The organism is Roseobacter sp. HKCCA0434 (genome assembly GCF_032464675.1).
Lineage (GTDB): Bacteria > Pseudomonadota > Alphaproteobacteria > Rhodobacterales > Rhodobacteraceae > Pontivivens.
In genome coordinates this window covers 110874-130830 of sequence record NZ_JAWDKL010000002.1, presented here as the reverse complement: position 1 = coordinate 130830, position 19957 = coordinate 110874, and the positions used below count along the sequence as shown (strand labels likewise).

The following is a 19957-nucleotide window of genomic DNA, read 5'->3' as shown; positions in this document are numbered from 1 at the left end:
TGACCGTGAGAGGAGAGGACCGTGCCGAACCTGACGCTTCGCAACGTCTACATCTTCCGCATCGATAACGGGACGACGCAGACCTACAACCTGGTCAGCCGCACGGCGACGCTGAACATCTCCGACCTGCCCAACAACGGCGTGGCGGACGATACGTTCAACAGCTCCTCCACGCAGGGCGCGGACGCGAACCAGCAGATCACCGTCACGAACTCTGCCGCCGGATCGAACACGACCGACACGGTCGAGCGGCAGGCGGGCTCCATGACGCTGTCCCAGAACGGAGAGACGCTGGGCGGCAATTTCGGCGTCTTCGCCGGGACCGATGGGAACGCCTATTTCTACTTCATCCCAGAAGAAGGCGACGCCGACTTCACCGTCGGTCAGAACGCCACGATCACCAGCCTCGATTTCGACGGCTTCGCCTATTCTGGCACCGAGAATCGTGGCAACGACACGCTGGTGCTCGACACGACAACCTCCGGAACCCTGCGCGGTGGACGTGGCGACGATACGCTGACCGGATCGACGCAGGCCGACACGCTGGCCGGCGACGAGGGTAACGACAGTGTCAGCGGCGGCGGCGGGGCCGATCTGCTCTATGGTGACGAGCTTATTCCGACACGGCTCGCCTATCGGTGGAGCGAGCTACCCGATCCGGATGACGGTGGGCAGATCGACGATGCGGATGTCATCGCGGAAGATTCGACGCCGAATGCCGGTATCCAGGATACCGGCGGCATCGTCGTGCGCTTCGACTATGTCGAGGAAAGCAGCGGCGAGCGGTTTACCTTCGAGACCGACCAGCAGTACACGACCGGCATCAACAACGGCAATCTCGCCATCAACGCCAATTCCGCCGGCCGCCTGCGCGGCAACCGCGATGGGACGGAAACGGCGGATACGTCGACGGCCACCCTGAACTTCTCGGCTTCCGACGCCGCGTTTTCAGACGAGGTGCGCGACGTCTCGTTCCGGATCAACGATATCGACACCGGGACGTTCATCGACCGCGTGGTCATCCGTGCGTTCGATGCGGATGGAAACCCGGTACCGGTCACCCTCACCGCCGGGACGACGGGTCGTCCGATCCTGAGTGATACGCCGAATAGCGGTTTCGACGGCCAACCCGATACCGCCACCGGCACGGGCGGCAACGTCGCGCCCGCGAATGCCGAGGGGTCCGTCCTCGTCGATATCGGCGGACCGGTGCAGCGCATCGAGATCGACTTCAACAACGACGGCTCCGGCGGTCAGGCGATCTTCATCACCGATGTCTTCTTCAGCCCGATCGCTGCCGACACGAACGGCGGCAACGACACGATCAGCGGCGGTGACGGGGCCGACACGATCTTCGGCCAAGGCGGTGATGACAGCATCACGGGTGGCAGCGGGGCCGACTCGATCCGCGGCGGTTCGGGCAACGATACGATCCTGGGTGGTGCTGATAGCGACACGATCTCCGGCGATGCCGGAGACGACTCCATCGACGGTGGGGCCGGTGTCGACACGCTGACGGGCGGAACCGGCTTCGACACCTTCGTCGCGGACGGCACAGCCGACCTGATCACGGACTTCAACAACGCGCCCGATCAGGTGCTGGACGACGACGACCAGACCAACAATGATTTCATCGACCTGTCCGCCTACTACAACCGCGCGACGCTCGATGCGTTCAATGCGGCCAATCCCGGCGACGGGGAGCCGAACCCGCTCGAACTGCTTCGCCGCGACGCGGCGGATGGTGTGCTCGACCTCGCGGGCGGGCTGCGGCTGCAGAACGTCGATCCGGACCAATTGTTCTTCGACAACACCAATGTGGTCTGCTTCACCCCCGGCACCGCTATCGTGACGCCCACCGGCCCACGCGCGATCGAGGATCTGATGCCGGGCGATCTGGTGGTGACGCGCGACAACGGCCTGCGCCCGATCATCTGGGCCGGACGCCGGGATCTGACGGTGGAGGAGCTTGCGTCCCATCCCCAGCTCGCCCCGATCCGCATCCGGGCCGGTGCCCTGGGTCCGGGATTGCCCGCACGTGACCTCGTGGTGTCACCGCAGCACCGTGTCCTGATCCGCAGCGCCCGCGTCGTGACCATCGGGGGTGAGGCGGAGATGCTGGCCCCTGCCATCGCCCTTCTCGGGCGCGAAGGGGTCGAGCGGGTCGTGCCGACGGCCCCGGTCTCCTATCTCCACATCATGTGCGAGGGTCATGAGGTCTTGCGCGCCGGTGGCATGTGGGCCGAGAGCCTGTTCACCGGCGACGTCGCGATGAGTGCGCTTGACCCGCAGGCGCGGGCGGAGGTCGAGGCGCTGTTCCCGGATCTTCGTGGGATGAGCCCGGCGCGCGACTTCGCCACGCGCCGGATGACGCAGATGCTGCTCGCCGGCTGAGGACCGATCCCAACCGCGATCAGTTGAACCGAGTCGGGGAGTTGCGATGAGTGGTTCGCGGCAGCCGGGGGGACGGCGTATGCATGCGTGCCAGATCGAGGCCCACCTGCTCGGCCCGGATCGCAAGCGGCAGCCAGGCATCGGGTCGCACCAGCAGCGAGGCAAGCAGAATCGCATCCTCGCGCTCTCCCATCGCGGCACAGGCGATCATGTGGCCGAAGGCGCTTTCGTCGCCCGAAATGCACGCACAGCCCAGATGACGTCGCTGCAATGGTCGCCGTGCAGTGTCGAGCATCAGGCGAACCATGTCCGCGAAACGCGCTTCCCGCTCCGGCGCGGCATCGGGGGCTAGATCGTGAAAGGCCAGCGACAGGTCTGCACGCCCGTCCGGTCCGCTGCACCACAGCCGCAGATAGCAGATCGCAGCAGCCTCGAGCCGGGGCAGTTCGGCCAGATGGCCGACCGCCGCACCCCCTCGGGGTGGGGTCATGTCGGGGGCGTGGATGCTCATCGGGTCAGGATCAGCTTGCCCTGCCGCGTGATCCGCAGGGTGTAGATCTTTCCGTCGAGCACGATATGCGCGATCCCGTCCGGCCCGGTCAGGCTGCGCGCGTCATGGGTGAGAATAGTATCGGCCAGGATGGTCATGGGCACACTCCGGTTGGAACTGACCCGGGCTGATCGAAGACTGGCTGGGGCGTGCGTGTAATCTGAGCGATTTTGTCAGACACGTCAATCCCGATAAAAACAATCGGAAATCTAGCAAGAGAAAAGGCGCTGTCGCCAGCGCCTTTCAAATGCTCAGCCCGTACCGCGCATGCCGTCCCAAAATCCTTTGACCTTGGACAGGAAATCCTCGCTGTCGGGATGGTTGCGCGCGCTCTCCTTGGCGAATTCGGCCAATAGCTCCTTCTGCCGCGCGGTCAGGTTGACGGGGGTCTCGACCGCCAGTTCGATATAGAGGTCCCCCGATCCGGCGCCGCGCAGTTGCGGCATGCCCTTGCCGCGCAGGCGCAGCTGCTTGCCTGACTGCACGCCGACCGGCACCTTCACCCGGCTGCGGCCGCCATCGAGATTGGGCGCCTCGATCTCTCCCCCGAGCGCGGCTGTCGCCATCGGTACGGGAATTCGGCAGAAGAGGTTGACGCCGTCCCGCTCGAAGATCGGGTGGCTCGCCACCTCGATGAAGATGTAGAGATCGCCCGGTGGGCCGCCGCGCAGGCCCGCTTCGCCCTCGCCGCTCAACCGGATGCGGGTGCCGGTCTCGACTCCCTTCGGGATGGTGACGTTGAGCGTCCGCTCACGCTCCACCCGGCCGGCACCACCGCAATTGCGACAGGGATTCTTGATGATCTGACCTCGTCCGTCGCAGGTCGGGCAGGTCCGTTCGATGGTGAAGAAGCCCTGTTGCGCGCGGACCTTTCCCATGCCCGAGCAGGTCGGACAGGTCGCAGGCTCCGCCCCGCCCTCCGCGCCGGTGCCGTCGCACACGTCGCAGGTGGTGGAGCCGGGAACGGTGATCTGACTCTGCTTGCCCTCGAAGGCTTCTTCGAGCGTGATGCGCATGTTGTAACGCAGGTCGGAGCCGCGCGTCGCGCGCTGGCCGCCGCGCCCGCGCGCACCGCCACCACGCTGGCCACCCATGAAATCGCCGAAGAGATCGTCGAACACGTCCGAGAAGGCGGAAGAGAAGTCCGCGCCGCCCTGCGCCCGGCGTCCACCGCCGCCGCCCATGCCACCCTCGAAGGCCGCGTGGCCGAAGCGATCATAGGCCGCGCGCTTCTCGGCGTCCTTCAGGACGTCATGCGCCTCGTTGGCTTCCTTGAACTTGGTCTCGGCCTCCGGATTGTCGGGATTCCGGTCGGGATGGTATTCCATAACCTTCTTCTTGAAGGCCTTCTTGATCTCCGCCTCCGACGCGCCTTTGGCCACGCCGAGAACATCGTAATAATCGCGTTTGCTCATTCCGGCTCTGTTCCGTGGCTTTCGCATCGGAAAGCTCTGTCTGTTGCATAGATTTGGCCGTTATGTAGGCATAAAAGGATCACTTTCCTAGACGCGACAACCCAGGGAGCACGCTGGTGCCGGAATATCTCAACGTCATTTCCACAAAACGATCCGGACACCACGCTTTTATCGCTTGGTACAGGCACCATGCGCCCGACCAGTGGATGCACCTCAACAATCGTTCGTTGGATCGATTGATCCGCAGGGATCTCGTCAAAGTGGATGCGCCGCGGATCCTGATCAATTTCGAAGGCGTGACCCCAGAAGGAATAGAGCGCGTCCGTGCACGTGAAGATGGCACCGCGAAATCACGTACGGACGTGATATTCCTGCGTCATCCGCTCAACATGCTGGCCAGTTTCGTCCATCGGGTAGAAAAGAAGTTTGCGAAGGGTCTCACGGGGCTCGCTGTCCACACGATTCTTCGACAGGTCCACGCACAGAACTACTGGAGCAGCCTCCGGACCGATCTGCCGCGCTACAGCTACGATCCTTGGGTCAGTGATGAGAGCTACCGCGCCAAGATGGCCGACGCGCTGGGGCTGACCGGTAACTCGCCACTGAAAGATATCAGCGAATACGGAGGGGGAAGTTCGTTCACCGGTGTCGATGATACGGTCGATCCATTGGATAGGTTGAATCGATGGAGCATCAAAAGCGACAGTGCCATCTTTAAAAGCATTGCGACCCATCCGGCAATCATGAGCGGCCTGCTCGATGCATTGGAAGGGCGACATCCGGCGGACAGCTTGGGCTACCGCTTCGATGACCTTCGCGCAGCAGAGTGGTTGAAAAATGCCGCTAAGGAGAGGGTCGCGGATCCGGCAGTCGACGACATAATCTCAAATACGCCGCCGGGTGGCCGTGCCATGTCCGTGATGGAGAGGCGGTCTGGCTGGCCACGCAAGCTGGGACAGATGCACGCGATATTGGAAGATCGCCTGCGGGCGTCCCGCTAAATGCAAAAGGGCCGATCTGACGATCGGCCCTAATTGTTTCTAGTACACGATCAGGACGCCTTCTTGTCGTCGTCCTCGACGTCGGTGTAGTCGGCATCGACCACATCCTCGTCCATCGCCTCGTCGGCGGCGCGGGGTTCGTCCTCGCCACCGTCTTCCTCGGCCTGCTGGGCCTGGTAGATCGCCTCGCCCAGTTTCATGGCGGATTCGGTGAGGTTCTGCATGGACGACTTGATCTTGCCCACGTCGTCACCCTCGGCCGCTTCCTTGAGTTGAGCGGTGGCCAGTTCGATCGCCTCGACGGTGGTAGAGCTGACCTTGTCCTTGTGCTCCTCCAGCGACTTCTCGGTCGAGTGGATCAGGCTTTCGGCCTGGTTCTTGGCCTCGACCAGTTCCCGACGCTCCTTGTCGGCCTCGGCATTCTCCTCGGCTTCGCGGACCATCTTCTCGATGTCGTCGTCGCTGAGGCCGCCCGACGCCTGGATGGTGATCTTCTGCTCCTTGTTCGTGCCCTTGTCCTTTGCGGACACGGAAACGATGCCGTTGGCGTCAATGTCGAAGGTCACCTCGATCTGCGGCAGGCCGCGCGGGGCGGGGGGGATGTCCTCCAGGTTGAACTGGCCGAGCATCTTGTTGTCTGCCGCCATCTCCCGCTCGCCCTGGAACACGCGGATGGTCACCGCGTTCTGGTTGTCCTCGGCGGTCGAGAAGATCTGGCTCTTCTTCGTCGGGATCGTGGTGTTGCGGTCGATCAGGCGGGTGAACACGCCGCCCAGCGTCTCGATGCCGAGCGACAGGGGCGTCACGTCGAGCAGGACCACGTCCTTCACGTCACCCTGCAGCACGCCGGCCTGGATGGCGGCGCCCATCGCGACGACCTCGTCGGGGTTCACGCCCTTGTGCGGCTCCTTGCCGAAAAGCTTGGACACTTCCTCATAGACCTTGGGCATGCGGGTCATGCCGCCGACCATCACGACCTCGTCGATATCGTCGATCGACAGGCCAGCATCCTTGATCGCGGCCTTCACCGGCTTCATCGAACGCGCGATGAGGTCCGAGACGAGGCTTTCGAGCTTGGCGCGCGTCAGCTTCATCACCAGGTGCACCGGCTGGCGCGTGTCGGGATTCATCGAAATGAACGGCTGGTTGATCTCGGTCTGAGAGGAGCTGGACAGCTCGATCTTCGCCTTCTCGGCAGCTTCCTTCAGACGCTGGAGGGCGAGCTTGTCGTTGCGCAGGTCGATGCCGTGCTCTTTCTTGAACTCGTTGGCGAGGTACTCGACGATCCGCATGTCGAAATCTTCACCGCCGAGGAAGGTGTCGCCATTGGTCGACTTCACCTCGAACAGGCCCTCGTCGATCTCGAGGATCGAGATATCGAACGTACCGCCGCCGAGGTCGTAGACCGCGATGGTCTTCGAGCCTTCCTTGTCGAGACCGTAGGCCAGCGCGGCCGCCGTCGGCTCGTTGATGATGCGCAGCACTTCGAGGCCCGCGATCTTGCCCGCGTCCTTCGTCGCCTGGCGCTGGGCGTCGTTGAAATAGGCGGGGACCGTGATGACGGCTTTTTCCACCTTCTCGCCCAGATATTGCTCGGCGGTCTCCTTCATCTTTTGCAGGATGAAGGCCGAAACCTGGCTGGGGGAGTACTTCTCGCCGCGCGCCTCGACCCAGGCGTCGCCGTTCGGGCCCTCGACGATATCGTAGGGCACCATGCCCTTGTCCTTCTCGACCATCGGGTCGTTCATGTTGCGCCCGATCAGGCGCTTCACGGCGAACAGGGTATTGGTGGGGTTGGTCACGGCCTGACGCTTGGCAGGCTGGCCGACGAGGCGCTCGTCCTCGGTGAAGCCGACCATAGAGGGCGTCGTGCGGGCCCCCTCGGAGTTCTCGATCACCTTGGCCTGGCTGCCATCCATGATGGCGACGCAGGAGTTCGTGGTGCCGAGATCGATACCGATAACTTTAGACATTAAAATCCGTCCTTCTACTGGCGATATTGGGGTCCGGGTCCTGCTCGGAGGCCCCCGCGCCCCATCCCTGCCGACCCCGCTGGCGGGGCCGACCCTTCACTGGAGCGTGATATAGGAAGCGCGCGCGGGGGTCGCAAGCGGGTCGGCAAGTTGGCCGCTGCCCCGAAGTCACGTGATGCACGCACCTACCAGAATTGGTGGTTTGGCAATCCTCCTGAGCAACATTTTGCCAAATTCTTAAGATTCGGACTCCAAATGTTCCCGATTCGGAGTCATAAAAGAAAAAGGACGCGCGGTTGCAGCCACGCGTCCTTAAATCGAAGCAGGTCTAAGACACCCGCTCAGTAACAGCCTACCGTTTATCGGTATGTGGGATGGTGTCAACGACCTGCTGCATGAGGAAGTAAGTAAGAGGTTGACATGCCTAAAGATTTTTCTCGCGCAAGCTCGCATGAGGTCACGTTTGAAGAAGCGGTGACGATCGTGTGGCCGAAATTGCATGATGGCGAACTCCAGAGCAGGATTGCCGCCGGTCTGGATTGCAACGGCGGAAGGATCAGCGAGATCAAGACCGGCAAACGGCATCCGGGATCTTATCAGGAAGCGAAACGCGGCGGGCTTATCTAAGAGATTGGGGAGCGGTGCTCATACCGCTCCCTGATACTCCTGCTCCTCGTTCAGCGCCGCGATGTGCTGGTGGACGGCCGAGACGACGACCGAGCCTTCGCCCACCGCGCTCGCCACGCGCTTGACCGAGCCTGCGCGCACGTCGCCGATGGCGAAGATGCCGGGGCAGGAGCTTTCGAACGGGGTGCGGCCGCCGACCTCGGGCCCGGTGCGGATGAAGCCTTTTTCGTCGAGCGCGCATTGATCGGCCAGCCACTCGGTATGCGGGGCCGCGCCGATCATGATGAAGAGCCCGCGGCTCTCGACCGGCCGCGTTTCGCCGGAGCGGTTATCGCGCAGGGTCAGGCTCTCCAGCGAGGTGTCGCCGTCCAGCCGGTCCACTTCGGTGAAGGGGTGGATGGTGATGCGCGGATCACTCTCCAGCCGCTGCAGCAGGTAGTTCGACATGGTGTCGCGCAGGCTGGCGCCGCGGATCACGACATGGACGTGTTTCGCGTGGCGCGACAGGAACATCGCGGCCTGCCCGGCGGAGTTGCCGCCGCCCACGACGACCACCTCGGTATTCTTGCAAAAACGCGCCTCCAGTTCGGTCGCGGCATAGTAGACGCCTGCGCCCTCGAACTCCTCCAGCCGGTCGAGCGGCAGGCGGCGGTACTGCACGCCGGTCGCGACGACGATCGCCTTGGCGCAGATGTCGTTGCCGTTGCACAGCTTGATCCGCCAGCCTGCCGCCGTCTTCTCCAGCCCGCGGACGGAGCGGGGCGCCGCGAAGCGGGCGCCGAACTTGATCGACTGGATCTGGCCGCGATAGGCAAGGTCGGAGCCGGATATGCCCGTCGGGAAGCCCATGTAGTTCTCGATCCGGCTCGACGTGCCGGCCTGTCCGCCGATGGCGGTGTTCTCGACCGTGATGGTGTCGAGCCCCTCGCTCGCCCCGTAGACCGACGCGGCGAGGCCCCCTGGCCCCGCGCCGATGACGGCGAGGTCGGCGGTGATACCGTCGTCCACCTCCAGGTTCATGCCGAGCGCCCAGGCGATGCCGGGATTGTCCGGCGTCTGCACCACCTGATCGCCGCGCAGCACGACCGAGATGTCGTCGGGGTCGAGCGACAACCGTTCGACCATGCGCGCGCCCGTCCCCGACCGGCTGTCCAGCCAGCGGTGCGGGATGCGATTGCGGGTCGCGAACTCCATCGCGCGCATGACGTTGCCGTTCCCCTCCGGCCCCAGGATCGTGAGGTTCGCCGTCGCGGCCTTCATCAGGATCTCGCGCCGGGCGGAGAAGGCGGAGACGATGACATCGCCCACCTCCGGCACCTCGTTGATGGCACGGCGCAGCTCCTGCGCATCTAGGCGCAGGACGCAGGCATCCTCGACCACGCGGCAGGTCAGGAACGGTGTCTGACCGCTGAGAAGGCCAAGCTCGCCCAGAAAGGCGTTCTCGGTGGCGATTCCGATGAGTCCGTCGCCATCCTCGCTGCCGTCGAGGATCTCGATCTTGCCCGACAGGACGACGAAGAAATCGTAGCGGTCACCTCCGGCGACGTAGAGCTCGGTTCCTGCCGCCAGCTCCTCGACCTTCGCCAGCGTGCGGAAATAGTCGATCATCTTCGTCGGCATCGGCCCGAACGCGGCCTCGCGCACGGAGGTGGCGAATTCGTCTTTGACCTGCGCGTTCCTCGTCTCAGTCATCGGGCGGTCCTCGGCGTGCTGGAGCGGTTCGCGACACTATATAGGCAACATGGACGAGAATCCTCCACCGCTCGAAATCGCCGGGTTCAAGCTCTGGAAAGGGCTGCTGGAGCGACCCGCGCAGGAACGGTTGCGCGACAGCCTGCGGGCCATCGTGGGCGACGCGCCGCTCGTGCGGCACGTGACGCCGGGCGGGCGGCCAATGCGCGTGCGGATGAGTGCCGCGGGCAGGCTCGGCTGGGTCAGCGACGCGCGTGGCTATCGCTATGCCGACCGGCACCCGAACGGATCGACATGGCCGCCGATCCCTGATCAGGTCCTGAGCCTGTGGCATGATCTGACCGGGCTGGACCGCGCGCCCGATTGCTGTCTGATCAACCACTATGATGCCGAGGCGCGGATGGGGCTTCACCAAGATAGGGACGAGGGCGATTTCTCCTATCCGGTCCTGTCGATCTCGCTCGGCGATACGGCAACCTTTCGCATGGGCGGGGTCGAGCGGCGCGCGCCCACCCGTTCGGTGCGGTTGGAGAGTGGTGACGTCGTGCTGATGGGCGGCGCGGCGCGGCTCGCCCATCACGGGGTCGACCGGATCTTTCCCGGAACCTCGACCCTCCTGTCCGGGGGCGGCCGGATCAACCTGACGCTGCGGGTCGTGGAATGAGCATCAGGGCTGCATCGAGCAGCACCCTCCCTGCACGATATGCTCGGACGGTCCGGTCAGTATGAGCGTTCCGTGAAGCGAGTGCATCCGGTCCGACATGCCGTCGGAGCATTCGCCCGGTGTAATGGCCAACGCGAAGGCGTACTCGCCTTGCTCGCCAGTGATCGCACGCGGCAGGCGGGCGCCCTCGAACAGGTCGTGCAGTTGCGGGCTTTCGAGTGCATCGCGGCGATTGGGGGTTCGGTAGATGACCGAGTTGCGCTCGATATTCACGCTCCAGAACGGCTCGGTCCCGGCGCAATTCATCGCGAAGGGCGCATCTTCCTGCGGTTCGGCGAAGCGTGCGGCGATCCATCCGGTACCCTCGTCGATATTCACGCGCAACCAGGCGCCATCGTCCGATGCTGCGGTGACCTCGATCCGGTCCGCATCGGGTTCATAGGCCGCAAGGATTTCGGACCCGGCGTCGGGTTCGGCCCGGATGTTGAGCACGTCATCGTCCTCGACACCCACCACGCGGTATATTTCCGGGAACTCCTGTGCCATCGCAGTGCCCGACATCAGCGCGAACAGCAGCGCCATCGTGATCCGGTTCATCTCAATCCTCCACGGGAAGAGGGCGCTTGGCCCCGTTGTCGTCGACGGCGACGAAGGTGAAGACCCCTTCGGTCATCCTGAGTTGTTCGCCCGAAGGCTGGCGCGTCACCCAGACCTCGGTACGGATGCGCATGGAGGTGGTTCCGGCCCGCTCCAGCTCGGCATGGATGCTGACCACGTCGCCGACATGGACGGGTTTGTGGAACGTCATCGCCTCCACCGCCACGGTCGCCACCCGGCCGCGTGCGCGGGTGCGGGCCACGACCGAAGAGCCGAGGTCCATCTGCGCCATCAGCCAGCCGCCGAAGATATCGCCATTGGCGTTCGTGTCGGCCGGCATCGCGATGGTCTGGAGGGCGAGGTCGCCGCAGGGTTTTTCGATGTGATCGGTCATGTCGAAGATCATGCGTCGAGTTGACCTTTGGTCAATGGTCAGGCCGCGTCTTCGCGCGCATCGCGGCGCGCCGCCTCCCAAGCGAGGATCGTCCGCTTGACCGGCACGCCCCAGTGATATCCCCCCAGCGCACCCGACCGGGCGATCACGCGGTGGCACGGCACGAGAAACGAAACCGGGTTGCGCCCGACCGCCGTACCGACCGCGCGCGCCGCCTTGGGCGAGCCGATCTTGGCCGCGATATCCGAATAGGTGGTGACATGGCCCGATGGGATGCGCAGCAGGGCCTCCCACACCTTGATCTGGAAGGGCGCGCCGATCAGATGCACCGGAACCTGGCCGCCGATACCGAACGCCGCGTCGACCAGCGGCCCGACGGTTTCCGGCCCCTCGACGAGCTGCGCTCGCGGCCATCGACCAGCCAGGTCGCTCCACGCGGCCTCCCGCCCGATCTCGGCCGCGAAGGCGAGACCGCACAGACCGCGATCCGTCGCCATCGCCAGCACCTCGCCGAACGGGCTATCGGCCCAAGTCCAGCGGATCGTCAGGCCCTCGCCGCCTCGCGCGTAGTCGCCGGGGCTCATCGCCTCCCACCGGACGAAGAGATCGTGCAGTCGCCCCGGTCCGGACAGGCCGGTGCCGTAGGCGGTGTCGAGCACGGTCGAACGCTCCCGCAACAGGTCGCGTGCGAGGTTCAGCTTCAGATATTGCTGGTAGCGCTTCGGGCTGACGCCGACCCATTGGCTGAAGGTTCGCTGAAAATGCGCGGGGCTCATGTCGGCGAGATCCGCCAGCTCGGCCAGCGAGCGTGGCTCCTCCGGCTGCCTTGCGATGCGTTCGAGCAGGTCGGCCATAAGCCGGTAGTGATGCGCGCCCTTGTTCATCGCGGTCTCCGATTCTCGCCTCTACGTGCAATATCGTCGGGGCGGCTGGCTGCAACCACCCGAATGATGCGCAAAGCGTCGGTTTTCGACCTTCGCGAACCGAGCCATTTCCCTTAAACTTGAGGTTGTGAAACGCATGCGACCGGAGATTAACCCGACGTAAGGGGCAAAGCCGGGAAGATAAGTCTCCGAATCGCGATTATCGGGAAATCGGGTCACTGTGATTCGCTCATACTGATCCCGTGAAAGACGGAGTTTTGGAATGCGCAGAACGATTACGACGGTGCTTGTGGGGGTAATCGCATCGTTCGCGCCGGGGCTGGTGCACGCACAGGACGTGATCCGGGTCGGTCAACCAAACTGGTTCGCCGGGGAGCTGATCGGCCAGATGCTCTCCACCATCATGGAGGAGCGGCTGGGCGTCGAGACCGAGCTGGTTTCGGGCACGAACCCCGAACTGTTCGCCGGAATCGCCGCAGGCGACGGGTCGGTGGATATCCATTCGGACATCTGGATGCCCAACCACGCCGGATGGGTCGAGCCGATGCTGGAAAGCGGCGATATCGTGCTGTCGGAGGCTCGCTATGACGGTGTCGATGCGCTGTGCGTGCCGCGCTACGTCTCCGACGAGTACGACATCAACACCGTGCAGGACCTGATCTCCGAGCGCGGGCGGGAAATCTTCGATCTCGACGATGACGGGCGTGGCGAGATCTGGATCGGGGCCGAGGGCTGGGGCTCGACCGAGGTCATGCAGGTCAAGATGCGCGATTACGGGCTGGACCAGCATCTCGACGGGATGCTGATGGGCGAGGGGGAATTCCAGGACATCCTGTTCGATCGTCAGGCCAGCCGGGAGCCCGTCGCCTTCTACTGCTACCAGCCGCATGTCTGGTTCGCGCTCGACTACATCACCGTGCTGGAGGAGCCGCCGCACGATCCGGCCAACTACATCAAGGTCTCCTCCGCCGACAGTGACACCTGGCTGGAAGACAGCCGGATCGAGACGGCGGACCTCATCAAGGATGTGCAGGTCGGGTTCTCCTCCCGCTTGCGGGACAGCCACCCTCAGGTCGCGACACTGTTGTCGAATTTCGGCCTGTCGGGGGAGGAACTGACCGAGCTGATCTTCCTCGTGCAGGTGAAGGAGATCGGGATGGATTTCGTCGTCGACGACTGGGTCGCGCTGAACGGCGACCGCATCGACGCATGGCTTTCGGGTAGCTGAGCGGGGGGCTTGGCGGCAGAGGCGCGGCGTGGCAAGAGGACTGCCATGCCGCGCCCGCTGTCATATCGGGAGATCTTCGAGGTCTTCACCCGCTTCCGCGACGATTGCGCGGAGCCCCAGGGTGAGCTCGACCATGTGAATGCCTACACGCTGGTCGTGGCCGTGGCCCTCAGCGCGCAGGCCACCGACAAGGGCGTGAACCGGGCGACGCGCGACCTGTTCGCCATCGCCGACACGCCGCAGAAGATGCTGGATCTGGGCGAGGACGGCCTGATCGAGCACATCCGCACCATCGGCCTCTACCGCAACAAGGCGAAGAACGTCATCAAGCTCAGCCGGATTCTCGTCGATGAATACGGGGGCGAGGTGCCGTCGAGCCGCGCCGCATTGGAGAGCCTGCCGGGAGTGGGCCGCAAGACGGCGAACGTCGTGCTCAACATGTGGTTCCGCCATCCCGCGCAGGCGGTGGACACGCATATCTTCCGCGTCGGCAACCGCACGGGTCTCGCCATGGGCAAGGATGTGGTCGCCGTCGAGCGCGCCATCGAGGACCGCACCCCGGTCCAGTTCCAGCAGCACGCGCATCACTGGCTGATCCTGCATGGCCGCTATACCTGCAAGGCGCGCAAGCCGGACTGCGCGCAATGCCTCATCAACGACATCTGCACATTCGAGGACAAGACCATATGACCAAGCGATATCAGGTCGTCGGCATCGGCAACGCCATCGTGGATGTGCTCGCGCAATGCGACGACAGCTTCCTCGAACACATGAATATCCAGAAGGGCATCATGCAGCTGGTCGAGCGGGAGCGGGGCGAGACGCTCTACGCCGCGATGGAGAACCGCGTGCAGGCACCGGGCGGATCGGTCGCGAACACGCTGGCGGGGTTGGGCAACATGGGCCGCTCCACCGCCTTCGTCGGACGCGTGCGCGACGATGCGCTGGGCCGTTTCTATGCCGACGCGATGATGAAGGACGGGACGGAGTTTCCCAACACCCCCATCGATGGCGGCGAGTTGCCGACCTCCCGCTCGATGATCTTCGTCAGCCCCGACGGGGAGCGATCGATGAACACCTATCTCGGCATCTCCTCCGAGGTGGGGCCCGACGACGTGGACGAAGCCGTGTTCGCCGATGCGCAGATGCTGTTCCTCGAAGGCTATCTCTACGACAAGGATCAGGGGAAGGAGGCCTTCGGCAAGGCCGCGCGCGCCATCCACGCAGGCGGCGGCAAGGCGGGCGTCGCGCTGTCCGATCCGTTCTGCGTGGACCGGCACCGCGACGATTTCCAACGGCTGATCTCGGGCGAGATGGACTACGTCATCGGCAACGAAGCCGAGTTCACGACGCTCTACCAGGCCGACCGGCTGGAGGATGCGCTGGACGCGGCCGCCGCCGCCTGCCCTCTGGTCGTGTGCACCCGCTCGGGCGACGACGTGATCGCCATCCAGGGCGACGAACGGGTGACCGTGCCCGTGCACCGCGTGACGCCGGTGGATGCGACCGGTGCGGGCGACCAGTTCGCCGCCGGGTTGCTCAACGGGCTCGTCACCGGGCGCACCCTGATGGATGCGGGCCGCATGGGGTGCATCGCGGCGGCCGAGGTGATCGGCCACATGGGCGCCCGGCCCGAGCGCGACCTCAAGGCCCTGTTCGCCGACGCGGGCCTTTGATCGCGACCCTGCCCCGGCCTGCGGGCCGGGGCTGCGCCTTCATTCCGCAGGCACAGCACCGCCTGCCGCCCGGTCCGCCTTCCGCGCGCGGCGGCGGGCCCGCCACTCGGAGACCTTGAGCCCGAGCGCCAGCATCGCGGGCGTCACAATCAGCGTCAGCACCGTGGCGAAGACCAGTCCCCCGGCGATAGCGGCGCTCAACTCGGTCCACCATTGGGTCGAGGGGGCCCCGAACTCGATCGTCCGGGTGAGGAAGTCGATATTCATCCCCAGCACCATCGGCATCAGCCCAAGCGCCGTGGTCAGCGAGGTCAGCACCACGGGGCGCAGACGCTGCGCGCCCGTCCGCAGCAACGCCTCGCGCGGGGACTGACCTTCGCGGCGCAGGTCGTTGTAGGTGTCGATCAGGACGATGTTGTTGTTCACGACGATCCCGGCCAGCGCGATCACCCCGATACCGCCCATGACGATCCCGAACGGACGTCCGGTGATCAACAGGCCCAGCAGCACCCCGGCGATGGAGAAGACGATGGCGCTCATCACCACCAGCGCCTGGTAGAGGCTGTTGAACTGCGTCACTAGGATCAGGAACATCAGCGCGATGGCCGCCCCGAACGCGCCGACGAGGAAGATCATCGCATCGGCCTGCTCCTCCGCCTCGCCACCGAACTGGGTCTCGACCGATGCGGGCAGATCCATACCGGCGATGGCCTGCTGCAAGGCTACGATCTGATCGTTGACCAAGAGGCCCGGCGCCACGTCCGCCTCGATGGTCATCACGCGGCGCTGGTCGACGCGGTGGATGGTACCCGAGCGCGGGGCAGGGACGAAGGTCACGAAATTGCGGACCGGGATCAGCCCGGCGCTGGTCGGGATGCGCAGGCCCTCTAGCTCCTCCAGCGTGCGCTCGTCAGCCGGGAAGCGCACGCGGATATCCACTTCGCCCTCGGCATCGTCTGGGCGGTACTCGGCCACCTCGATCCCGTTGGTGAGAAGCTGTACCGCCTGGCCCAGCAAGGTCACGTCCGCGCCGAAGCGCGCGGCCTCGGCCCGGTCGACGTCGAGCTGCCATTCCACACCCGGCATCGGGCGGTCGTCGGTGACATCGGTGAAGCCGCCTATCCGCTCCATCTCCGCCCGGATCGCATCGACCGCGGCCATCTGGTCAGCCCCGTTGCGCGAAAGCACGTCGAGCGCGATGGGCTTGCCGGCGCCGGGGCCGCCTTCCTGCACCGCGTATTGCACGTCGACGCCGGCGATGTCGGCCATGTTTCGACGGATATCCTCGCCGATCTGCACGGCCGGGCGTCGGGTATCCCACTCGGTGAACTCCAGCTGGATGGTCCCGATGATGTCCTCGCTCGACTGCGCGCCCTGACCGCCGATCGTGGTGCGGGCGTAGACGCTCTGGATCTCGTCATAGTCGAGCAGTCGCTCCTCGACCTGCCGGACCAGCGCGTCACGCTCGTATATCGAGAAGTTGTCGCGCGACCGGATCTGCACCTGCGCGAAATCAGGCTCTACCGACGGGAAAAAGTTCACACCGACACCGAACTGCCCATAGGCGAAGAAGGCGGAGACGAGTGCGATGATCGCGAAGATCAGCGTGCGCCCCGGTCGCAGGATCGCCCATTGCAGCGCGCGTACGTAGCGGCCCGCCCAGCCGGTCATGTCGCGCGGGTCGCCATCCTCGGCCAGGGCGAGCTGCCTGCGGGCCTTTGCGCTTTGCGGTTGGCGCTTGCCGATCAGGCCACCGAGGACGGGAATGAAGACCAGTGCCATCAGGAGCGATGCACCCAGCGTCGCGATCACTGTGATCGGCAGGAATTTCATGAATTCGCCCACCGTCCCTTCCCAGAACAGCAGCGGGAAGAACACGCTGAGCGTCGTCGCGGTCGAGGCGATGATCGGCCAGGCCATCCGCTTGGCGCTGTAGGAATAGGCCGCGCGCGCACTGTCGCCCGCTTGCAGCCGCCGGTCGGCGAGCTCGGTCGTCACGATCGCGCCGTCGACCAGCATCCCGACCACGAGGATCAGCGAAAACAGGACCACGATGTTCATGGTGAAGCCCATGAACCACAGGATTGTCACCCCGGCGAGGAAGGCGCCCGGAATAGAGAGGCCTACGAGGATCGACGTGCGGATGCCGAGCGCGAAGAGGATGACGATCATCACCAGCACCACGGCGGCGATGACGTTGTTCTCCAGATCGCTGAGCATGGTCTCCACCTGCTCGCTCTCGTCCTGCATGTATTCGATGGTCACGGTCCCCGGCCAGTCGGCGGAGGACTGCTCGATCAGCGCCTTCACCTGGGCCACCGTCTCGATGATGTTGGACCCGACGCGTTTCTTGACCTCCAGCGCGAGCGCGGGCTGCCCGTCGATGCGGGCAAAGCTCTCGGGGTCGCGATAGGTCCGGCGAACGGTGGCGATGTCGGCGAAGGTGACGACGGTCTGGCCGCGCACCTTGACCGGCATGTCCATCACGTCCTCTATATCCTCGATCAGTCCAGGCACCTTCAGCACCAGCCGTCCGGCGCCCGTGTCGATGGCCCCCGCCGCGATCAGGCGGTTGTTGCGGCTGATCTGGCTGATCAGCTCATCGAAGGTCAGGTCGTAGGTTTCGAAGACTGTTGGGTCGATCAGGACCTCCAGCAGTTCCTCGCGCGCGCCGCCGATATCGACCTCCAGCACGCCTTCAAGCGATTCCATGTCCTCCTGCAGATCCTCGGCGATGCCGATCAGGGTCCGTTCGGGCACCGGGCCAGAGAGGATCGCGGTCAGGATCGGGAAGAGCGCGGTGTTGACCTCGTTCACGCTGGGTTCGGTCGCGTTTTCAGGCAGTTCGCCCTGTGCGCGGTCCACCGCCTCGCGCACCTTGTCGAGCGCCTCCTCGCTGTCGAAGCCGGGGTCGAATTCCAGCGTGACCGAGGCATAGCCCTCCGCCGCGCTCGCCGTCATCTCCTTCAGCCCCTCGATGGAGCCGAGTTCGCTTTCGAGCGGTTCCACCAGCAGGCGCTCGCTGTCCTCGGGGCTGATCCCCTCGAGCGTCGTGACGACATAGATCGTCGGGATCGGGATCTCGGGCGAGCTTTCCTTGGGGATGGTGACATAGCCGATGGCGCCGACCGTCAGGATGAACATCAGCAGCATCAGTACGACGCGGCTGCGGGAGAAAGCGGCGTCGATCAGCCCCCTCATCGCGTGGCCTCGCCGGTGGGCAGATCGGGCAATTCGCTCGCCACCGCCTCCGCCTCGCGCTGTTCTTCCTCGCTCGCCTCGGCCTCGTCGCGCGGGTCCACCCGCTCGCCCGCGCTGACGAAGCCCTGGCCGATGGTGATGATGCGGGCCTCGGGCGCGAGGCCCGACACCCAGATGCCGTCGGTCTGCGCGCGCACGATGTCCACCGGGGTGAAGACGACCGTCGCCTCCGCATCGACCGTCTTGACCCCGAGCGTGCCGTCCGTGCCGAGCGACAGGACGGCGGGGCTGATGAAATGCGCCTCCGTCTCGGCCACGGGCACGCGGATCTGGGCGCTGACACCCGCGGGAATATCGCCATCGGGATTGTCCACGACGATTTCGGCCTGGAAGGTCCGGGTCTCGGCATCGGCGCTGCCCGACACGTAGGTGACCTCGCCCTGCCGCTCCTCGCCCGTGATGAAGGCGACGCTGGCCATCTGGCCCGCGCGGATGCCGCGCACGGCCTGCTGGGGCACCTGCACCTCGATGGTCAGCGGGTCGGTGTCGATGATGCGCGCAACCTCGCCACCGGCCTGCACGAACTCTCCCGCATCGACCATGATGTCGTCGAGCACACCGTCGAAGGGCGCGCGGATGACGGTGTCGTCCAGCCCCTGCTCGACACTGGCCAGCCCGGCCTGCGCCGCGGCCTGCGCGGACTCCGCCGCCGTCACCCGGTCCTGCGTGGCGACGCCACGCTCGAGCAACTCCCGCGCGTTGGTCAGTTCGCGTGTTGTCCGGTCCAGCTCCGCCTGCGCCTGTTCGAGCTGTGCCGTCCGGTCGGCGACGTCGATGGATGCGATCAGGTCGCCGTCGACCACGCTCGCGCCCTTGCGCAGATTGACCTCGGCGATCTCGCCCGACGTCTCCGCCCGGATGATGGTCTCGCGGTCGGGCAGGGCCTGGCCTTCGGCCACGAAGAATTGCGTGACGATCTCGGCCCGACTGTCGCGGGTGGCCACGGTGGCAAGGCGACGCTCCTGCGTCTGCTCGACGGCTTTCTCCTCGGTGGGCATGTAGTAACCGCTGCCCATCCACGCACCGAGCGCCAAGACGAAGGCGAAGGCCACCCAGCCCGACAGCCCCGCGCGTTTCTCGTCCTCGAATTCCAGGGCCTGATGTCTGTTGTCGTCGGTCACGCGAAGATCTTCCTGTCCGGTTCCGGCAGCGTCGCCGCCACGGTTTCGAGTGCGTCTGCCACCTGGCGGTGGATCTCGATGAAATGGTCCAGTCTCGCGGCGATGTCGGACGCGCCCACGGCCTGCGCGATCTCCCGCGTCTCGGTAACGATACCGCGCATTCGGCCCATCATTCCCGTCATGGACGCGCGGAACGCGTCGGGCGCGGCGCGGTAATAGTCGCGCCGGTCGCCATCCCTCTCCACCCGCTCGAGCATTCCCATCCGATCGAGCAGGCGCGCATTGGTCGAGACGCTGGCCCGGCTGACGTCGAGCTGTTCCGCAATCTCGCCGAGCGCGAGTTCGGACCCGTCGAAATAGAGCAGCGCGAAGATCCGCCCCGCGATGGGCGACAAGCCCTCGGCCGCCGTGAAGGCGGCGATCATTTCGATGAAGCGGGCGCGACAATCCTGAACCATGATCGTTCAGTTTGGATTGAAC

General features: G+C 65.0%; 18 protein-coding genes. 7 read left to right on the top strand and 11 right to left on the bottom strand.

Going from position 1 to position 19957, the window contains the following annotated elements:
* Nucleotides 1-21 precede the first annotated feature (21 nt).
* Nucleotides 22-2394, top strand: a complete 2373-nt coding sequence (locus tag RX333_RS02560) for a Hint domain-containing protein (protein WP_316013345.1) — start codon at nucleotides 22-24, stop codon at nucleotides 2392-2394.
* A 19-nt stretch (nucleotides 2395-2413) separates the two neighbouring features.
* On the opposite strand, the gene RX333_RS02555 is transcribed toward RX333_RS02560, so the two are convergent.
* The 3 genes from RX333_RS02555 to dnaJ all read right to left on the bottom strand — a co-directional run bounded on the left by RX333_RS02555 (nucleotide 2414) and on the right by dnaJ (nucleotide 4359).
* Nucleotides 2414-2884 (bottom strand): hypothetical protein, encoded by a 471-nt coding sequence (locus RX333_RS02555; protein WP_316013344.1) that lies wholly within the window; start codon nucleotides 2882-2884, stop codon nucleotides 2414-2416.
* Between the two features lie 17 nt (nucleotides 2885-2901).
* Complete coding sequence (gene hemP, locus RX333_RS02550) at nucleotides 2902-3042, bottom strand: hemin uptake protein HemP (RefSeq protein WP_316013343.1); 141 nt, start codon at nucleotides 3040-3042, stop codon at nucleotides 2902-2904.
* A gap of 153 nt (nucleotides 3043-3195) precedes the next feature.
* Complete coding sequence (gene dnaJ, locus RX333_RS02545) at nucleotides 3196-4359, bottom strand: molecular chaperone DnaJ (protein ID WP_316013342.1); 1164 nt, start codon at nucleotides 4357-4359, stop codon at nucleotides 3196-3198.
* A 116-nt stretch (nucleotides 4360-4475) separates the two neighbouring features.
* Between dnaJ and RX333_RS02540 the strand changes: the two genes are divergently transcribed.
* The gene (locus RX333_RS02540) at nucleotides 4476-5360 is read left to right on the top strand and encodes a hypothetical protein (protein ID WP_316013341.1); all 885 of its coding nucleotides are present in this window, start codon (nucleotides 4476-4478) and stop codon (nucleotides 5358-5360) included.
* Nucleotides 5361-5410: 50 nt separating this feature from the next.
* Here RX333_RS02540 and dnaK read toward each other — a convergent pair whose 3' ends face one another.
* Nucleotides 5411-7333 (bottom strand): molecular chaperone DnaK, encoded by a 1923-nt coding sequence (gene dnaK / locus RX333_RS02535; protein ID WP_316013340.1) that lies wholly within the window; start codon nucleotides 7331-7333, stop codon nucleotides 5411-5413.
* Between the two features lie 420 nt (nucleotides 7334-7753).
* On the opposite strand from dnaK, the gene RX333_RS02530 reads away from it, so the two are divergent.
* Nucleotides 7754-7960, top strand: a complete 207-nt coding sequence (locus RX333_RS02530) for a hypothetical protein (protein WP_316013339.1) — start codon at nucleotides 7754-7756, stop codon at nucleotides 7958-7960.
* Nucleotides 7961-7978: 18 nt separating this feature from the next.
* Here the strand turns inward: RX333_RS02530 and RX333_RS02525 are convergent, their stop codons facing one another.
* On the bottom strand, nucleotides 7979-9652 hold the full coding sequence (locus tag RX333_RS02525; protein ID WP_316013338.1) for an FAD-dependent oxidoreductase: 1674 nt from the start codon (nucleotides 9650-9652) through the stop codon (nucleotides 7979-7981).
* Between the two features lie 49 nt (nucleotides 9653-9701).
* Here RX333_RS02525 and RX333_RS02520 point away from each other — a divergent pair, with 49 nt between their 5' ends.
* Nucleotides 9702-10316, top strand: a complete 615-nt coding sequence (locus tag RX333_RS02520; protein ID WP_316013337.1) for an alpha-ketoglutarate-dependent dioxygenase AlkB family protein — start codon at nucleotides 9702-9704, stop codon at nucleotides 10314-10316.
* Nucleotides 10317-10319: 3 nt separating this feature from the next.
* Here RX333_RS02520 and RX333_RS02515 read toward each other — a convergent pair whose 3' ends face one another.
* From RX333_RS02515 to RX333_RS02505, 3 genes are read right to left on the bottom strand one after another with little or no spacing between them, the layout of a single operon-like run.
* On the bottom strand, nucleotides 10320-10913 hold the full coding sequence (locus RX333_RS02515) for an SH3 domain-containing protein (protein WP_316013336.1): 594 nt from the start codon (nucleotides 10911-10913) through the stop codon (nucleotides 10320-10322).
* 1 nt (nucleotide 10914) lies between these two features.
* Nucleotides 10915-11307, bottom strand: coding sequence for an acyl-CoA thioesterase (locus RX333_RS02510; protein ID WP_316013335.1), 393 nt, complete (start codon nucleotides 11305-11307; stop codon nucleotides 10915-10917).
* 38 nt (nucleotides 11308-11345) lie between these two features.
* The gene (locus RX333_RS02505) at nucleotides 11346-12191 is read right to left on the bottom strand and encodes a bifunctional helix-turn-helix domain-containing protein/methylated-DNA--[protein]-cysteine S-methyltransferase (RefSeq protein WP_410056037.1); all 846 of its coding nucleotides are present in this window, start codon (nucleotides 12189-12191) and stop codon (nucleotides 11346-11348) included.
* Between the two features lie 262 nt (nucleotides 12192-12453).
* On the opposite strand from RX333_RS02505, the gene RX333_RS02500 reads away from it, so the two are divergent.
* The 3 genes from RX333_RS02500 to RX333_RS02490 are packed head-to-tail and all read left to right on the top strand — an operon-like array spanning nucleotide 12454 to nucleotide 15095.
* The gene (locus RX333_RS02500) at nucleotides 12454-13419 is read left to right on the top strand and encodes a glycine betaine ABC transporter substrate-binding protein (protein ID WP_316013334.1); all 966 of its coding nucleotides are present in this window, start codon (nucleotides 12454-12456) and stop codon (nucleotides 13417-13419) included.
* A 45-nt stretch (nucleotides 13420-13464) separates the two neighbouring features.
* Nucleotides 13465-14109 carry an endonuclease III gene (nth, locus tag RX333_RS02495; RefSeq protein WP_316013333.1) on the top strand — a complete coding sequence of 215 codons (645 nt, stop codon included), beginning with the start codon at nucleotides 13465-13467 and terminating at the stop codon, nucleotides 14107-14109.
* On the top strand, nucleotides 14106-15095 hold the full coding sequence (locus tag RX333_RS02490) for an adenosine kinase (protein ID WP_316013332.1): 990 nt from the start codon (nucleotides 14106-14108) through the stop codon (nucleotides 15093-15095). The genes nth and RX333_RS02490 overlap by 4 nt, the downstream gene beginning before the upstream one ends.
* A gap of 39 nt (nucleotides 15096-15134) precedes the next feature.
* Here the strand turns inward: RX333_RS02490 and RX333_RS02485 are convergent, their stop codons facing one another.
* The 3 genes from RX333_RS02485 to RX333_RS02475 are packed head-to-tail and all read right to left on the bottom strand — an operon-like array spanning nucleotide 15135 to nucleotide 19935.
* On the bottom strand, nucleotides 15135-18296 hold the full coding sequence (locus tag RX333_RS02485) for an efflux RND transporter permease subunit (RefSeq protein ID WP_316013331.1): 3162 nt from the start codon (nucleotides 18294-18296) through the stop codon (nucleotides 15135-15137).
* On the bottom strand, nucleotides 18293-19477 hold the full coding sequence (locus RX333_RS02480; RefSeq protein ID WP_316013330.1) for an efflux RND transporter periplasmic adaptor subunit: 1185 nt from the start codon (nucleotides 19475-19477) through the stop codon (nucleotides 18293-18295). The genes RX333_RS02485 and RX333_RS02480 overlap by 4 nt, the downstream gene beginning before the upstream one ends.
* Nucleotides 19474-19935 (bottom strand): GbsR/MarR family transcriptional regulator, encoded by a 462-nt coding sequence (locus RX333_RS02475; RefSeq protein WP_316013329.1) that lies wholly within the window; start codon nucleotides 19933-19935, stop codon nucleotides 19474-19476. Before RX333_RS02475 ends, RX333_RS02480 begins: the two co-directional genes overlap by 4 nt.
* Between the last annotated feature and the right edge of the window lie 22 nt (nucleotides 19936-19957).

Excerpts from the sequence above, each read along its gene's own strand:
- dnaJ (WP_316013342.1), bottom strand. The coding sequence starts at position 4,359 with ATGAGCAAACGCGATTATTACGATGTTCTCGGCGTGGCCAAAGGCGCG.
- RX333_RS02490 (WP_316013332.1), top strand. The coding sequence starts at position 14,106 with ATGACCAAGCGATATCAGGTCGTCGGCATCGGCAACGCCATCGTGGAT.
- RX333_RS02515 (WP_316013336.1), bottom strand. The coding sequence starts at position 10,913 with ATGAACCGGATCACGATGGCGCTGCTGTTCGCGCTGATGTCGGGCACT.
- RX333_RS02520 (WP_316013337.1), top strand. The coding sequence starts at position 9,702 with ATGGACGAGAATCCTCCACCGCTCGAAATCGCCGGGTTCAAGCTCTGG.
- hemP (WP_316013343.1), bottom strand. The coding sequence starts at position 3,042 with ATGACCATCCTGGCCGATACTATTCTCACCCATGACGCGCGCAGCCTG.
- RX333_RS02530 (WP_316013339.1), top strand. The coding sequence starts at position 7,754 with ATGCCTAAAGATTTTTCTCGCGCAAGCTCGCATGAGGTCACGTTTGAA.
- RX333_RS02500 (WP_316013334.1), top strand. The coding sequence starts at position 12,454 with ATGCGCAGAACGATTACGACGGTGCTTGTGGGGGTAATCGCATCGTTC.
- RX333_RS02485 (WP_316013331.1), bottom strand. The coding sequence starts at position 18,296 with ATGAGGGGGCTGATCGACGCCGCTTTCTCCCGCAGCCGCGTCGTACTG.
- RX333_RS02505 (WP_410056037.1), bottom strand. The coding sequence starts at position 12,191 with ATGAACAAGGGCGCGCATCACTACCGGCTTATGGCCGACCTGCTCGAA.
- RX333_RS02525 (WP_316013338.1), bottom strand. The coding sequence starts at position 9,652 with ATGACTGAGACGAGGAACGCGCAGGTCAAAGACGAATTCGCCACCTCC.
- RX333_RS02510 (WP_316013335.1), bottom strand. The coding sequence starts at position 11,307 with ATGACCGATCACATCGAAAAACCCTGCGGCGACCTCGCCCTCCAGACC.
- RX333_RS02475 (WP_316013329.1), bottom strand. The coding sequence starts at position 19,935 with ATGGTTCAGGATTGTCGCGCCCGCTTCATCGAAATGATCGCCGCCTTC.
- dnaK (WP_316013340.1), bottom strand. The coding sequence starts at position 7,333 with ATGTCTAAAGTTATCGGTATCGATCTCGGCACCACGAACTCCTGCGTC.
- nth (WP_316013333.1), top strand. The coding sequence starts at position 13,465 with ATGCCGCGCCCGCTGTCATATCGGGAGATCTTCGAGGTCTTCACCCGC.
- RX333_RS02555 (WP_316013344.1), bottom strand. The coding sequence starts at position 2,884 with ATGACCCCACCCCGAGGGGGTGCGGCGGTCGGCCATCTGGCCGAACTG.